Origin of the sequence: Streptomyces sp. NPDC051180, assembly GCF_040689545.1 — a bacterium.
GTDB lineage: Bacteria > Actinomycetota > Actinomycetes > Streptomycetales > Streptomycetaceae > Streptomyces.
On sequence record NZ_JBFBBC010000028.1, the window covers coordinates 1 to 14,971 of the forward strand.

Sequence of the window (14,971 nt, forward strand, 5' to 3'; positions counted from 1 at the left end):
GAGCGCATGATGCGCGACGCCAAGATCACCCAGATCTACGAAGGCACCAACCAGGTCCAGCGCATCGTCATGGCCCGCAACCTCCCGTAACCACCGGGTACGCGAAGAGGGCGCCTCCCCGCCGGGGAAGGCGCCCTCCGCCGATTTCGTCCGCGGGTCAGCGGTTCGACTCGACGGTGACCTTCTCGTCGTTCCGGATCTGCTCGACCAGCTGCTTCACCTTCGGCATGTCCCACTTCAGGGAGCCCTGCGGGGCGGTCCCCGAGATCGGCATGTTCATGGACTTGCCGTCGCCGCTGTTGATGCCCTTCATGGCGAAGAACATCTTGCCGAGGTCGTACAGCGACATGTCCTTGTCCACGATCAGCGTGTCCAGACCGGCGCCCAGCGTCGGGTACAGCGCGAACGGGTTGAGGATCGTGCCGGGCGTCGCCGCCTGGTTGGCCAGCGCGGAGAGGAACTTCTGCTGGTTCTTCGTCCGCTGGAGGTCCGACTCGGCGAAGGCGTACCGGGTCCGGACGAAGGCCAGCGCCTGCTCGCCGTTGAGGGTCTGCTTGCCGGCCTGGAAGTCGGCGCCGGACTTCTTGTCCTTGAAGCCCTTGTCGATGTTGAGCTCCACCCCGCCGAGCGCGTCCACGATGTTCGCGAAGCCGGCGAAGCCGATCTCCGCGTAGTGGTCGATGCGCAGGCCGGTGTTGAACTCCACGGTCCGCACGAGCAGCTCGGGGCCGTCCATCGCGTAGGCCGCGTTCAGCTTGGAGCCGCCGCGCGCCGGGTACGCCTTGCCCGACTCGGAGCCGACGAAGTTCGGGATCGTCACCCAGGAGTCACGGGGCAGCGAGACCATCGTGTTCCCGCTGGAGCAGGCCGCGAGGATCATCATCGAGTCGGTCCGCTTGCCCTCGGCCGAGCCGGTGTGCAGCTTCTTCTTCTCCTCGGCCGACATGCCCTCGCGGCTGTCGGAGCCGACGATCAGGTACGTCGTGCAGTCGCCCTCCGACGGCCGCTCGATGACCTTGGAGAGGTCGACCTCGTTGCGCATCTGCGAGCTGGCCCAGGCGTAGGTGCCGATGCCCCACGCGAGGACGCCGACGACCAGCACGATCGAACCGACCTTGGCGCGCTTGCGCCAGTCCGGCGCGGGACGCCCGGGCGCGTACGGCGGGGGAGGGGCGCCGTGACCACCGCCCTGGGCACCGCCCTGCGGGGCTCCGTAGACCTGGCCCGTGTTGTAGCCGGAGTCGTAGCCCTCGCCCCTGGCCTGCGTGAAGTCCGGGCGGTACTCCTGCCCCCGGCCCTGGCCCTGCTGCGGGTAGCCCTGGTCGTACCGGGGCGGCTGCTGCGGAACCTGCGGGCGTCGCACATGGCTCATCCGGCGAGCACCCTCGGGCTGGGAGTTCGCGCTGCCGCGGCCGGGGCCGCCGTCTTCGGGCCAGTCATTCATGCGGACCAGTGTGCCGGTCGGGGCTTTCCCGGCGACAGGCCGGGTGGAGGATCGGACCGGTGCTGTTGCCAAGCTGATGCAAACCGGACAGGGGCGGGACCCGGCATATGGTGGAGGGCATGACAGAACAGGGCGATATCCCGGGCAAGCCCACCTCAGCATCCCGCACCACCCTCAGCCACATCATGACCAGCCACGACACCAACCTCCTCGGCACGGTGCACGGCGGCGTCATCATGAAGCTGGTCGACGACGCGGCCGGCGCCGTCGCGGGCCGGCACTCGGGCGGTCCGGCCGTGACCGCCTCCATGGACGAGATGGCCTTCCTGGAGCCGGTCAGGGTCGGCGACCTGCTGCATGTGAAGGCACAGGTCAACTGGACCGGCCGGTCCTCCATGGAGGTCGGCGTGCGGGTCATGGCCGAGCGGTGGAACGAGTCCACGCCCGCCACCCAGGTCGGCTCCGCCTATCTCGTCTTCGCGGCCGTCGACGCCGACGGCAAGCCCCGCCGCGTCCCCCAGGTCGTCCCCGAGACCGAACAGGACAAGCGCCGGAACCAGGAAGCCCAGATCCGCCGCACCCACCGCCTCGCCCGCCGCCAGGCCATCAAGGAGCTCCGCGAGCGCCGCATCGCCGAGGGCTACGAGGACTGACCGCGGCCGCCGGGCCCGTCACGGCCCGGCACGGCGCCCCGCTACGGGCACACCACCTGGTCCCCCGTGACCGCCTCGAACGGCCCGCCCCGCCCCGCGTCCTCCGCCCGGACCCCGCGCACCCCGCGGTAGTCGGCACCCACCGTCACCCGCAGCGTCCTGCCGCGCCCCGCGACCGGCTTCAGCTCGGCCCCCGGAAGGGCCGTCGCGAGCGACTTCGCCGAGCGGTCCCAGCGGGGGTCGTACTCGACGACGGTGCGGGTGTGCTCCCGCCCGGCCCCGGTCATCGGGGTCCGGGTGGTGTCGAAGCCGGTCGCCCGCAGCGCGTCGTCGACCTTCCGGCCGAGCCCGTCCGTCCGCGTGCCGTTGTAGACCTGGACGCGGACGGTGCGCGGCGCCACGTCCACGACGACCGCCTTCGGGGCCTTGCCGGAGCTCGCGGCCTTCTGCGGGGCGAGCGGCCGGTCCTCGCGCAGGGCCTGGAAGAGCTTGCGGGCCTTCGCCGCGTCCCACTTCACCGTCGAGCCGATCCCCTTCACCGGGAAGCTCATGTCCCCGATCGGCACGGAGACGAACTCCGACGACGCCGGGGTGAAGCCGTGCATGGCCTTGGCGAGCGCCAGCAACTGGTCCGTGCCGAAGTCCTCGTCGGCCCGCACGGAGCTCAGCAGGGTCGTGGCGACCTCCTGGAACCGCACCGGGTTGAGCAGCACCCCGCCGCTGGTCGTCCGCTCGATGAGCGCCGCCAGGAAGCGCTGCTGGCGCTGCATGCGCCCGATGTCGGAGGCGCCGTCGATGTGCCGGGAGCGCACGTACTGCAGGGCCTGCCCGCCGTCCAGCTCGTGGGTGCCGGCGGAGAGGTCGAGCCCGGTGTAGGAGTCCTTCACGGCACGGGTCGTGCAGATCTGCACCCCGCCGACCGCGTCCACGGTCCGCATGAAGCTGGTGAAGTCGACCTCCAGGTAGTGGTCGATCTTCACGCCGGTCATCGACTCCACGGTCCGCACGGTCAGCCCGGGCCCGCCCTCCGCGTAGGCCGCGTTCAGCTTCACCGGATGCGCGTGGTGCTTCTTCCCGCTGGTCAGGTCGGTGTGCTCGGGCATCTCGGTGTACGAGTCGCGCGGCAAGCTCACCACGCTCGCCCGCTCCCGGTCCTCGGAGATGTGGACGAGCATCACCGTGTCGGTGCAGTGGCAGGGCGCGCCGCCGAGCCGGTACTTCGCCTTCTCCTCCGGAGTGATCCGGTCGCGGCCGTCGGTGCCGACCACCAGCACGTTCATCCCGTGCCCCGCCTGCGGCCGGTTCTTCATGTCCTTGAAGGGGTCGACCCGGGTGATCCCGGTGTCCAGGCCGGTGACCACGGCGTGCCCGATGCCGCCCGCGGCCAGCACCGTCACGGAGAGCGCCGTCGCCATCCGCATCCCCCACCGGGGGCGCCTGCGCCGTCGCCGGCGGACCGGTGCGGGACGGGCGCTGGGCCGGGGACGGGGCGTGCGGGGCGGTGTGGGCACGGACGGACACCTCCGCGGGTGCGACAGGGGGAACCGTGAGCACCGTAGGCCCATACGATCAGCGCCAGGCCCCACCACCCGCTCGGCGCGCACCGCTGTCCCCCATTCGCGGTAACGTGGCGGGCAATGAACGCCACGCCCCCCGTCTCCGTGATCATGCCGGTCCTCAACGAGGAGCGGTATCTGCGCACCTCGGTTCGTCACATCCTGGAGCAGGAGTACGACGGCGAGATGGAGGTGGTGATCGCCCTCGGCCCGTCCACGGACCGCACGGACGAGATCGCCGCCGAGCTCGTCCGCGAAACCGCTTCGGACAAGCGCCGCGTCCACACGGTGCCGAACCCCACCGGCCGTACCCCCGCCGCCCTCAACGCGGCGATCCAGGCGTCGCATCACCCGATCGTGGTGCGCGTCGACGGCCACGGCATGCTCTCCCCGAACTACATCGCCACCGCCGTCCGGCTCCTGGAGGAGACCGGCGCGCAGAACGTCGGCGGGGTGATGCACGCCGAGGGCGAGAACGCCTGGGAGGACGCGGTCGCCGCCGCGATGACCTCGAAGATCGGCGTCGGAAACGCCGCCTTCCACACCGGCGGCGAGGCCGGCCCGGCGGAGACCGTGTACCTCGGCGTCTTCCGGCGCGAGGCGCTGGAGCAGCAGGGCGGGTACAACGTGGAGTTCATCCGCGCCCAGGACTGGGAGCTGAACTTCCGCATCCGCGAGGCCGGCGGGCTGATCTGGTTCTCGCCGGAGCTCCGCGTCCAGTACCGCCCGAGGCCCTCCGTGAAGGCCCTCGCCAAGCAGTACAAGGACTACGGCCGCTGGCGCCATGTGGTCGCCCGCTACCACCAGGGCTCCATCAACCTGCGCTACCTGGCCCCGCCGACCGCCGTGTGCGCCATCGCCGCCGGCCTGGTCGTGGGCGCCGTCCTCACCCCGCTGGGCTTCGTGATCCCGGCGGGCTACCTCGCCGCGATCGCCGCCGGCTCGGTCCCGGCCGGCAAGGGCCTCCCGCTCAAGGCGCGGCTGCAGATCCCGGTGGCCCTCGCCACCATGCACATGTCCTGGGGCTACGGCTTCCTCACCAGCCCCCGCTCCCTCGCGAGGAAGGTCATCGCGAGCCGCCGTCCGGCGGTGCGGGCCGGCGACACCGAGTCGGTCTGACCGCTCCGCGCACGCACGACGGCCGGGTCCCCTTCCGGGGCCCGGCCGTCGCGTGCGTCAGGGGGAGCCGCGGTCAGCTCTTCCCGTCCCACCGGTAGACCGAGTAGACGTCCATGCAGGTCGCCTTGTCGTCGGCGCCCTCCGGGAGGTCGCCGGCCTTGGTCGTCGCCCTCTTGTACGTGGTGCCCTCGCGGAAGTCGGCACCGATCACCAGCCTGATGTCCTGGGCCGTGGCGTCGGCGCGGGCGGCCGAGTCGGGCAGGCCGAGCGCCTTGGCCACGGACAGCGCGTTCGCCCGGCCCTGGTCGCCCTCCGCCTTGGGGTACAGGACCACGGTGTCCTTGCGGCTCGCGCCGTCCTTGGAGGACCCGGCGCGGGTGAAGCCCTTGCCCTGGAGGTGCTCGGTGATCGTGCGGGCACGGCCCTCGACGGCCGACTCGCCGCCGCCGTCGGTCCCGTTGACGACCGTGACGGCGAAGGAACCGGGCGCCGCGGCCGGGGTCTTCGGCTTCGCCGGGCCGGTCGGCTTCGGCTTGGCGCCGGCCGCCTCGCCGTTCTTGTCCATGGCGACGTCGTCGCGGAGCATCGTCCACATCTTGTCCGCGGACGCCGGGACCATCTGCAGCCAGGCGTTCGGGTTCTGCGGATACGGCACCGTCGGGACCGTCGCCGTGGTGAGCCGGTCGATCTTCACGTTCTTCAGCTGCATCGACAGGTCGAAGAGCTTCTTCACCGTGTCGAGGTCGTCGGAGACCTGGAGCGACTTGGTGGCCGTCTCGGCCAGCCCCATCAGACGGCCGGTGTCGGTCCAGGCGTTCTGCCCCTGGAGCTTCTTCATCATGCCGTTGATGTACATGTGCTGGGCCTTGGCGCGGTTCTGGTCGCTGCCGAAGGCGTGCCGGGTCCGCAGCCACTGGAGGGCCTGCTTGCCCTGGATCTCGGTGGTGCCCTCCTTGAGCTTCAGCCCGGAGCCGCCCCGCACCTGCGCGGTCGACTTGTCGTACACGCCGGTCTTCACGCAGACCGGGACGCCGCCGACCTCGTCCGCCATCGCCACCACGCCGGCGAAGTCGACCATCAGCCAGTGGTCGACGTAGACGCCGGTGAGGCTCTCCCAGGTGGTGAGGGTGCAGCCCGGACCGCCGCGCTGGAGGCTCTCGTTGATGGGCCGGTTGGTCGTGGCGGCGAAGGTCTCGCCGCTGTCGCTCCGGCACTTGGGGATCGGGACGACGGTGTCGCGCGGGATCGAGACGATCGAGGCGTTCTGGCGGTCCGCGGAGACGTGCAGCAGCATCTGCACGTCGGCGAGCGGGGCCCGGTTCTTGTCGTCCTTGCCGCCGCCGAGAGCGATGTTCTTGTCGTCGGCGCGGCTGTCGGAGCCGATCAGGAGGATGTTGAGCGGGGTGTCGCCGAGGGCGTTCGGCGCGGCCTTCTTGACGCCGCTGTCGCCGCCCGCGCGCCCGCCGCTGCGGATGTTGCCGTTCAGGTGCTGGTAGTACAGGTATCCGGCGCCGGCCGTCCCGAGTATCAGGAGCGACAGGGTGAGGGCCACCCACCGCAGCACCTTGCGTTTACCGGTCTTCTTGGCGCGCCGCCGCGCGGCGGCCCGCCCGCCCGCGCCCGTACCGGCGTCGGCCTTGCCGCCGCCGTCACCGCCACCGCGCCGACGCGAGGCGCGGGTCGACGCGGGCGCGTCGGCCTCCGCGGCCTCCTCGGGAGCGCTCCCGCTCGCGCCGGTCGCCTCTCCCGCCTCGTAGAGCTCGTCGTCCCAGCCCAGTTCACGGGCGCGCGGAACGCGTCCCCGCGTTCCCTCCCCACGCACGCTGTTCTGTCCCACCCCAGGTCCCCTCGTCAGTCAGGAGTGCGCCGAGTCCCGGTGATCCCGGGTCACTTGGCGCACACCTGCTTGTCAGCCGCTACCTTCTGCAGTTCCGTCGGCACCTTTGCCGGTCCGGTGACGGGCACCCCCGCGCCCTTGAAGTCCGCGCCGAGGACGAGCGTCATGGGCTCGCGCTCCCCGGCGTCCTGTGTGCCCGGCTTGAGCGCCGTGGCGGGCAGACCCATCATGTCCGCGAGCTTGCGGGCCTGATCGGCCTGGTTCGGTGCATAGGTGAGCGTGGTCTTCGCCGCCTTCTCGGGGGCGTTGCTCCGGTTGGTGGAGCGGGTCACGCCCTCTTCGTTCTGCAGCCAGTTGATGGTCGACTGCGCCGCTCCCTGGATGCCGCTGCCGTTGAAGACGTCGACGCGGACCTGGGAGGCGGTGGATCGGGTGCCCTTGAGGAGCGCGGCCTGCGCCTGCGCCTGGGCGTTCTTCGCGTCCTGCTGCTGCTTCTTCACCTCGGTCAGCGAGGTGTCGGACTGCAGGACCGCGAAGAGCTGCGGTGCCTGCGTCGGATGCGGCACCACGGTGATCGGCGTCGGCTCGTCCGGGTTGTCGATCACCGGGAGCGTCGCGAACGCGATGTTCTTCGCGTCGATCCCCGCCAGCTCCTTGGCGAGGTCCTGGAGCTTGCCGAGCGACCCTATGCCCTTGTCGACGGTGAGCGCGTCCGTCGCCGCCTGGGCGAGGTCGTACAGCTTCGTCGGGCTGGTGAGCGTCTCGTCCGACTTCATCCGCCGGATCATCGAACCCAGGAACTGCTGCTGGACCTTGATCCGGTCCAGGTCGCTCTTGTTGCCGAAGCTGGATCGGGTGCGGACGAAGGCGAGCGCCTGCTCGCCCTGGATCGTCGACACGCCGGCCGGCAGCTTCAGGTGCGACTTCTTGTCGTTCACCGGCTTCTCGACGCAGACCTCCACACCGCCGACGGCCGTGGTCAGCTCCTTGACGGCGTTGAAGTCGACCATCATGAAGTGGTCGACGGTCAGGCCGGTGAGCTCCTTGACCGTGCGCATCGTGCAGCCGGGGTCGCGGCCGTCCTGGCCCAGGCTCACGTTGAAGCGGGCCTTGGACTGGCCGGGGATCGTCAGGATCGAGCCGTCGGGCTGCCTCGACTGGCACTCGGGGATGGCCGTCACCAGGTCGCGCGGGATGGACAGCGCCGTGGCGTTCGTCCGGTCCTTGGAGACGTGGAAGAGGATCGTGGTGTCCGCGTGGCCGGGGCTGTTCTTGTCGCCGTAGCCGCCGTTGCCCGCGCCGGTCCGCTTGTCGGTGCCGATGATCAGCACGTTGAACGCCTCGCCCTTGCGGAAGCCCTTGCTCTCGGTGCCGATCGGCTCGACGACGTGGATGTTGCCGTCCAGCTGTTTGTAGAGCATGTACGCGCCGGTCGCGCCGCCCACGAGGACGAACGCCATCGTGCCGCCGGTCCACAGCAGGACCTTCTTCTTGCGGGACGCGCCCTGCTTGCGCTTGCGGCGGCTCGCGGGCGGCAGCGGCGCGCCGCCGTCCGGCTGCTCGGGGACCCGGCGCCGGCGCTGGCCGGGGACGGGAGCGTCGGCGGGCGCGGTTGCGGGGGCCGCGGCGGATCTCGCGGCGGGGGCGGATCTGCGGGGTCGGGACGGTGCCTGCGGCTCCCCAGCGGAGTGGTCCAGTCGCAGTTCGTAGTTGCCGGTCTGCGGGTTGAGCACCCACTGGTCGGCGGGGTCGATCTCGTCCGCCCGTCCACGGCTGTGCGCGTCCACGGTTCCTCGAGTCCTCCGTCGGTGCCACGCGAGGCGCCTCCCCCACAGGGCGCCGCTCTCTCGGTCGTTCGATCCTTGGTGAGTGCGACCATGCGGTCGGGGTGCACCGGATCGCGTCACACTATCCGCCCAGTTCAGCGTGGGGCGACGTCCGTGACAAATTCCACGCCCCTTACAACCGGGCAATTTGCTCAAACCTCATCGCTCTCCGCCCTCCCCTTGGGCCGCCCTTTACCCACCGTCCCCACCGGCTTCTGCTACGAGCACACCGCCTCGGCCGCGCTCCGCCCGGTGAAGGTCGGGGCCGGCGAGGCGGACGGCGCGTCCGCCTCCGCGCCGTCGGGCTTCCCGTCCCCGCCGGCCTTCCGTCCGTCGTCCTCGCTGCTCGGCGCCACCACGACCGGCTTGTCCTCGCGCAGCTGACGGAAGAGCTGACTCGCCGCGGGCTGCACCAGTTCGTCCCGGTTCGCGTCGTACGTGTACGAGCGCCGCGGCACCGTGAGGAACTGCACCTTCTCGGTCGGCACGGACCGCATCGCCCTGGCGAGGTCGTACAGGTCCCGCAGCGAGTCCAGCCCCGGGTCCGTGGTGATCGCCTTGGTCGCCGCGTCCAGCACCGGATAGAGCTTCGTCGGGTTGAGGAGCACCCCGTCGCTCTGCACCTTGTTGACGAGCGCGCCGAGGAACTGCTGCTGGCGGTCCATCCGTTCCGTGTCGCTGCCGTTGCCGATCGACTTCCGGGCCCGTACGAAGCCCAGCGCCTGCTCCCCGTGGAGCGTCTGGCGCCCCGCCGGCAGCTTCAGATGGGCGTCGGAGTCGTTCACCGGCTCCTTGAGGCAGACCTCCACGCCGTCCACGGCGTCCACCATCTTCTTGAAGCCCCTGAAGTCGATCACCATGTGGTGGTCGATGCGGATCCCGGTCAGCTTCTCGACGGTACGGATCGTGCACGCCGTACCGCCGAACTCGAAGGCCCAGTTGAACTGCGCGAACTGCTCGCGCGTCCGGGTCCCGTCGGGCTTGCGGCAGCTCGGGATCGTCACCATCAGGTCGCGGGGGAGCGAGACCGCGGTCGCGCTCGCGTTCCCCGCCGACAGGTGCAGCAGGATCGTCGTGTCGGAGCGCTGGGTGCCCTTGTCCTTGCCGTACTTGCGGTTCCCCTCGCCGGCCCGCGTGTCCGAGCCGATGAGGAGGATGTTCCGGGCCGTCGTGGTCCCCGCCGGCGGCCGCTCCTTCTCGTACTTCGCCAGCTCGTCGGCGGCCGTGGTGTCCGTCGTGATGTTGCCGTCCAGCTTCCGGTAGAACCACCAGCCGACGCCGGCCGCCGCCAGGACGACGACCGAGACCCCGAGCGCCGTCCACCGCAGCCAGTGGCGCTTGCGCGGCGGCTTCCCCGGAGCGCCCGGCTCCTCGTCGCCGCCGGGCGCCGCTGCGCCTCCCGCTGCCGCCGGGTCCGGTTCGGCGGGCGTGCCTGCACGGTCCGTCACGTCTGGGTCCGTCCTTCGGGGCGTCGGCGGCGCGACGGGCGGCCACCGGTCGTCCAAGGAGACGACCGAACCCGACGCTCGGTTGTGCGGAAGGAGTCGACTCCTTCCGGCCGATCATGTACCGGACTCGGCTCGGGGACCCGGGGACTCGGCCCGGCCCTACGCCGAATGGGGCACGCGGCGGGGTGAGGGGCCGATGCCGGTGGTCGCGGCCGGGCGCCGGGGTCGGGCCCGGCGCCCGTGCGGGGCGTACGGAAGGGCCTGCCGGCGCGGCTCAGAGCGCCCTGTGGGTCACCCGCTCGCTCTCCACCCGCTTCTCCAGGCCCTCGGCGTCCAGCCGGTCCAGGTTCCGGCAGAGGACGACGGAGCCGCCGGACGCCAGCGGCGCGTACAGGCCGGAGGAGAGGCCCTGCCAGCCGTCGTAGCCGAGGGAGGAGAGGAGGCGGGAGCCGGGGACGAGACCGAGGGCGGCGGCGTCCTCGCGGGCCTGCTCGACCAGCTCGGCGGCGGTGCGCTCCGCGCCGTCCACGACGAGGGCGGGGGCGTCCGGATCGACCGGGACGAACGGCGCGAACCGGTCGCCCTGGCTGGGGACCTCGACCGCGTAGTCCGCGTATCCGGCGGGCGCGGCGGGGAAGCGGCGGCCCAGCGGGGCCAGCGAGAGCGCGATCCGCTCCCCGGAGCAGGCGAGACCGGCCTCCAGCCCGTCCGGACCGGCGACGACGACGTCGGCGTCCGCGGGATCGCCGCCGACCTCCGCGGTCACCCCCACGGAAGCGCAGGCCAGCAGCCAGACGGCGCTCTGCCAGTGCGCCGGCAGCAGCAGCGCGAGCCGGTCGCCCGGCGCGGCGGACAGCTCGCCCTGGAGCAGGTTCGCCGTCTTGGCCACCCAATTGGCGAAGGTGGCGACGGACAATTCCACCCGCTCACCGGTGGCGTCGTCGTAGAAAGTGACCAAGGGGCGGGCGGGGTCCGCGGCGAGCGCGGATCGCAGCAGGTCGGCGGGGGTGCGGTCGCTGGCGTTCACGCCGGACAGCGTACGCGGGCGGGTGCGCCGGGTCCGCCGTACCGGTGACGCCGTCCACCGATCGGCCCGACGGCCCGTCAGCCGCGGTGCGGAATCCCGACGCGCGGAACGCTCCGGCGATCCGCACGATCGGCCCATGCGTGTATCACTCGCCTCCTCGATCGCCGTCACCTGCGCGGCGGTGCTCGCCCTGCCGGTCCCCCTCGCCGCGCCCGCGGCGGCTGCGGTGCCCCCGGCGCTCGGGCTGCCACGGGCGGTCCCCGCGCTGCCACCGGCGGCCGCCGCGCTGCCACCCGCGCCCGAACTCCCGGGCTCCACCCAGTCCCTGCCCCTGACCCCGCTCCCCGGCTCCACCCGCGCCCTGGGCGGCACCGGCGCGGGCGAGCAGGGGCTCACCCGACGCGACGTCAGACCCTTCTCGCTCGTCGGCGTCGTCTGGGACGACCCGACCACCCCGCTGCACGGCACCGTGCAGGTCCGCACCCGCGCCAGTGGCGGCGACACCTGGTCGCCGTGGCAGGACGTGGAGACCCACAACGACGAGCACGGCGCCGACCCGGGCACCGCCGAGGGCGCCACCCGCGGCCTCCGGGGCGCCACCGCCCCCCTCTGGGTGGGCGACTCGGACGGCGTCGAGATCCGGGTGCGCGGCGAGGAGTCGCTCCCCACCGGTCTGCGCCTCGAACTCGTCGACCCGGGCGAGGCCCCCGCGGCGGACGCGGCGGCGGACCCGGTGGCCGCCCCCGGCCGTGCCGTCGCCGCCCCACGGGGCCGCACGGCCGCCGCCCCGGCCGTCCCCGCCGTCCGCGGTGCCCCGGCCTCCCTCGGCGCGGCGGAGGCGGCGGCGAGCGCCGCCAACGCCGGACTCGCGCCGCTCGGGGCGAACTGGATCCCCGCCCTGTCCAAGGAGGAGACGGAGCTCACGGTCGGGCAGGCGCCGGATCGCTCCGCCCGGCAGGCACCGGCCGCCCCCGCGGTGGCGCCGTTCATCGGCCCCCGCCCCAAGATCATCACCCGCAAGGGCTGGGGCGCCGACGAGGGGATCCGCGAGAAGGGCTTCGTCTACACGAAGACCATCAAGGCCGCCTTCGTCCACCACAGCGCCACCGGCAACAACTACACCTGCGGCCAGGCCCCCTCCGTCCTTCGCGGTATCTACCGCTACCACGTCAAGAGCAGTGGATGGCGGGACTTCGGCTACAACTTCGCCGTCGACAAGTGCGGGAACATCTACGAAGGCCGGGCCGGCGGCGTGGCCAAGCCGGTCCTCGGCGCCCACACCCTCGGCTTCAACACCAACAGCATGGGCATCGCCGTCCTCGGCACCTTCAGCCAGAGCGCCCCGCCGGCCGCCGTCGTCACCGCCGTCGCCCGCCTCACGGCCTGGAAACTCGGGCTGCACGGGGTGAACCCCAAGGGGGCCGCGTACCTCGTGTCGGGTGGCGGAAACCGGTACAAGAAGGGCACCACCGTACGGTTCAACGCCATCGCCGGACACCGTGACGGATTCGCCACCGAGTGCCCCGGCGGACGCCTGTACAACAAGCTGGGAACCGCCCGCACGAGCTCGGCGAAGCTCCAGGGGAGGCGCTGATGGGGGCATAGGGGCAACCGTCTGCATAAACTGACCGGTCATATCGCACGGACGACCGAGACGGGCGTGCCGACGGGCCCCGAACAGGAAGCAGAGACGACAAGGTGACAGAAGCGATCCTCCTGGTCGGTGGCAAGGGCACACGGCTGCGCCCCCTCACGGTCAACACGCCGAAGCCCATGGTCCCCGCGGCGGGCGTCCCCTTCCTGACGCACCAGCTGGCCCGCGCCCGCGCCGCCGGCGTCGAGCACATCGTGCTCGCCACCTCCTACCTGGCCGAGGTCTTCGAGCCCCACTTCGGTGACGGCTCCGACCTCGGCCTCAGCCTGGAGTACGTCACCGAGGAGGAGCCGCTCGGCACCGGCGGCGCGATACGCAACGTGGCCTCGCGCCTCCACTCGGGCCCCGACGACCCGGTCCTCATCTTCAACGGCGACATCCTCACGGGCCTCGACATCGGCGCCCTCGTCGCCACCCACTCCTCGTCCGGCGCGGACGTCTCCCTCCACCTCACCCGGGTCGAGGACCCCCGCGCCTTCGGTCTCGTCCCCACGGACGCCACCGGCCGCGTCACGGCCTTCCTGGAGAAGCCCCAGACGCCCGAGGAGATCGTCACCGACCAGATCAACGCCGGCGCCTACGTCTTCCGCCGCTCCGTCATCGACGCCATCCCCGCCGGCCGCCCCGTCTCGGTCGAGCGCGAGACCTTCCCCGAGCTCCTCGCCTCCGGCGCGCACCTCCAGGGCATGGTCGACTCCACCTACTGGCTGGACCTCGGCACCCCGCAGGCATTCGTCCGCGGCTCCGCCGACCTCGTCCTCGGCCGCGCCCCCTCCCCGGCCGTCCCCGGCCGCTGCGGCGACCGCCTCGTCCTCCCGACGGCCCGCGTCGCCCCGGACGCCAAGCTCACCGGCGGCACCGTCGTCGGCGCCGACGCCGTCGTCGGCGCGGGTGCCCGCGTCACCGGCTCCACCCTCCTCGCCGGCGCCGTCGTCGAGCCCGGCGCCGTCATCACCGACTCCCTCGTCGGCGCCGGCGCCCACATCGGCGCCCGCACCGTCCTCCACGGCGCCGTCATCGGCGACGGCGCCCACATCGGCCCCGACAACGAGCTCCGCGACGGCGCCCGCGTCTGGTGCAACGCCACCCTCCCCCCCTCCACCATCCGCTTCTCCTCCGACCAGTAACCCCCCACGCGCCCGGGCGAGCCCACCCTGTTGTGGGCATTCGTTCCGCTGGGGCGATGGGGGTCCCCCCCTGCTCGAGCGAAGCCGAGAGCTTGGGGGAGGGTGGGCACAACGGAACGGCGCCCCTGCCGGGCCCAGGCTTCCGCGCGCGAACCCGCACCCCTTGCGCGCCGCACCGCTGGCGCGGGTCCAGGCCCAAGGGGCGAAGGCGCGGCCCTACGCGCCGTCCCGTGTGCCCAGCGGGACGATGGCCCACAAGGCCCGCGGACCGGCCCCCGCTACCCTCGTACCCATGGCCGGCCGCTTCCCCCACAAACCCACCCGCACCACCGTCCGCGGCGGCCACCTCCCCCTGCCCTCCACCTCCCTCACCTCCCCCACCTCCGACACCCCCGTCGACCTGGGCCTCACACTCGGCCCGCTCCGCCGAGGCCCCGCGGATCCGACGTTCCGGGCGACGCGGGACGGCGCGGTGTGGAGGGTGACGCTGACGCCGGACGGCCCGGGGACGCTGCGGGTGAGCGCCGCGGGGGGCCGGATCGAGGCGGAGGCGTGGGGCCCCGGCGCCGCGTGGCTCGGGGAGACGCTGCCGGCGCTGCTGGGGGCGGACGACGACCCGGCCGCGTTCGTGCCGCGCCACAAGCTGCTCCTGGCGAGCCACCGCCGACGTACGGGCCTGCGCCTGACGCGTACGGGCCTGGTGATGGAGTCGCTGATCCCGTCGATCCTGGAGCAGAAGGTCACCACGAACGAGGCGTACGGCTCCTGGCGGACGCTCGTCCGGAAGTACGGCGAGCCGGCCCCGGGACCGGCCCCGGAGGGCATGTACGCGATGCCGGACGCCCGCACGTGGACGCAGATCCCGTCGTGGGAGTGGCACCGCGCGAACGTCGACGGCAAGCGTTCGGCCACGATCGTGCGCGCGGCCCGGGTGGCGGCCCGTCTGGAGGAGGCCGTGCTCATGGACCCGCCGGCCGCGCGCAGGCGTCTGGAGCTGATCCCCGGAGTCGGGCCGTGGACGAGCGCCGAGACGATCCAGCGGAGCAACGGCGCACCCGACGAGGTCACGACGGGGGACCTGCACCTGCCGGGGATCGTCGGCTGGGCGCTCGCCGGAGACCGTACGGCCGACGACGCGGCCATGCTCGCCCTGCTGGAGCCGTACGCGGGCCAGCGCCACCGTGCGGCCCGCCTGATCCTCCTGAGCGGCCGGGTCCCGCCCCGCCGGGCCCCCCGGATGACCCCGGGCGACATCACGGGCCTCTGAGCCGACGGCCCGA

The 14,971-nt window shown here is 72.5% G+C and carries 12 protein-coding genes; 6 read left to right on the forward strand and 6 right to left on the reverse strand.

Annotation, left to right across the window (positions count from 1 at the left end):
* The coding region (locus AB0424_RS29975; RefSeq protein WP_144385854.1) for an acyl-CoA dehydrogenase family protein at positions 1-90 on the forward strand (90 nt) is incomplete at its 5' end.
* Between the two features lie 67 nt (positions 91-157).
* Here the strand turns inward: AB0424_RS29975 and AB0424_RS29980 are convergent.
* Positions 158-1,444 carry an LCP family protein gene (locus AB0424_RS29980; protein WP_366309890.1) on the reverse strand — a complete coding sequence of 429 codons (1,287 nt, stop codon included), beginning with the start codon at positions 1,442-1,444 and terminating at the stop codon, positions 158-160.
* 119 nt (positions 1,445-1,563) lie between these two features.
* On the opposite strand from AB0424_RS29980, the gene AB0424_RS29985 reads away from it, so the two are divergent.
* Positions 1,564-2,097, forward strand: a complete 534-nt coding sequence (locus AB0424_RS29985; RefSeq protein ID WP_366309892.1) for an acyl-CoA thioesterase — start codon at positions 1,564-1,566, stop codon at positions 2,095-2,097.
* Between the two features lie 41 nt (positions 2,098-2,138).
* On the opposite strand, the gene AB0424_RS29990 is transcribed toward AB0424_RS29985, so the two are convergent.
* Positions 2,139-3,518: an LCP family protein gene (locus AB0424_RS29990; RefSeq protein WP_366309894.1), complete on the reverse strand. Its 1,380-nt coding sequence runs from the start codon at positions 3,516-3,518 to the stop codon at positions 2,139-2,141.
* A gap of 216 nt (positions 3,519-3,734) precedes the next feature.
* On the opposite strand from AB0424_RS29990, the gene AB0424_RS29995 reads away from it, so the two are divergent.
* On the forward strand, positions 3,735-4,772 hold the full coding sequence (locus AB0424_RS29995; protein ID WP_366309896.1) for a glycosyltransferase family 2 protein: 1,038 nt from the start codon (positions 3,735-3,737) through the stop codon (positions 4,770-4,772).
* 73 nt (positions 4,773-4,845) lie between these two features.
* On the opposite strand, the gene AB0424_RS30000 is transcribed toward AB0424_RS29995, so the two are convergent.
* From AB0424_RS30000 to AB0424_RS30015, 4 genes are all read right to left on the reverse strand, one after another.
* Complete coding sequence (locus AB0424_RS30000; RefSeq protein WP_366309898.1) at positions 4,846-6,609, reverse strand: LCP family protein; 1,764 nt, start codon at positions 6,607-6,609, stop codon at positions 4,846-4,848.
* A 50-nt stretch (positions 6,610-6,659) separates the two neighbouring features.
* Positions 6,660-8,396 carry an LCP family protein gene (locus AB0424_RS30005; RefSeq protein ID WP_366309900.1) on the reverse strand — a complete coding sequence of 579 codons (1,737 nt, stop codon included), beginning with the start codon at positions 8,394-8,396 and terminating at the stop codon, positions 6,660-6,662.
* A 257-nt stretch (positions 8,397-8,653) separates the two neighbouring features.
* Complete coding sequence (locus AB0424_RS30010) at positions 8,654-9,883, reverse strand: LCP family protein (RefSeq protein WP_366309902.1); 1,230 nt, start codon at positions 9,881-9,883, stop codon at positions 8,654-8,656.
* Positions 9,884-10,157: 274 nt separating this feature from the next.
* Positions 10,158-10,910, reverse strand: a complete 753-nt coding sequence (locus AB0424_RS30015) for a TIGR03089 family protein (RefSeq protein ID WP_366309904.1) — start codon at positions 10,908-10,910, stop codon at positions 10,158-10,160.
* Between the two features lie 136 nt (positions 10,911-11,046).
* Here AB0424_RS30015 and AB0424_RS30020 point away from each other — a divergent pair, with 136 nt between their 5' ends.
* The 3 genes from AB0424_RS30020 to AB0424_RS30030 all read left to right on the forward strand — a co-directional run bounded on the left by AB0424_RS30020 (position 11,047) and on the right by AB0424_RS30030 (position 14,958).
* On the forward strand, positions 11,047-12,504 hold the full coding sequence (locus AB0424_RS30020; RefSeq protein WP_366309906.1) for a peptidoglycan recognition protein: 1,458 nt from the start codon (positions 11,047-11,049) through the stop codon (positions 12,502-12,504).
* Positions 12,505-12,608: 104 nt separating this feature from the next.
* Positions 12,609-13,691: an NDP-sugar synthase gene (locus AB0424_RS30025; protein WP_366309908.1), complete on the forward strand. Its 1,083-nt coding sequence runs from the start codon at positions 12,609-12,611 to the stop codon at positions 13,689-13,691.
* A gap of 292 nt (positions 13,692-13,983) precedes the next feature.
* Positions 13,984-14,958, forward strand: coding sequence for a DNA-3-methyladenine glycosylase 2 family protein (locus tag AB0424_RS30030; RefSeq protein ID WP_366309910.1), 975 nt, complete (start codon positions 13,984-13,986; stop codon positions 14,956-14,958).
* The last annotated feature ends 13 nt before the right edge of the window (positions 14,959-14,971 follow it).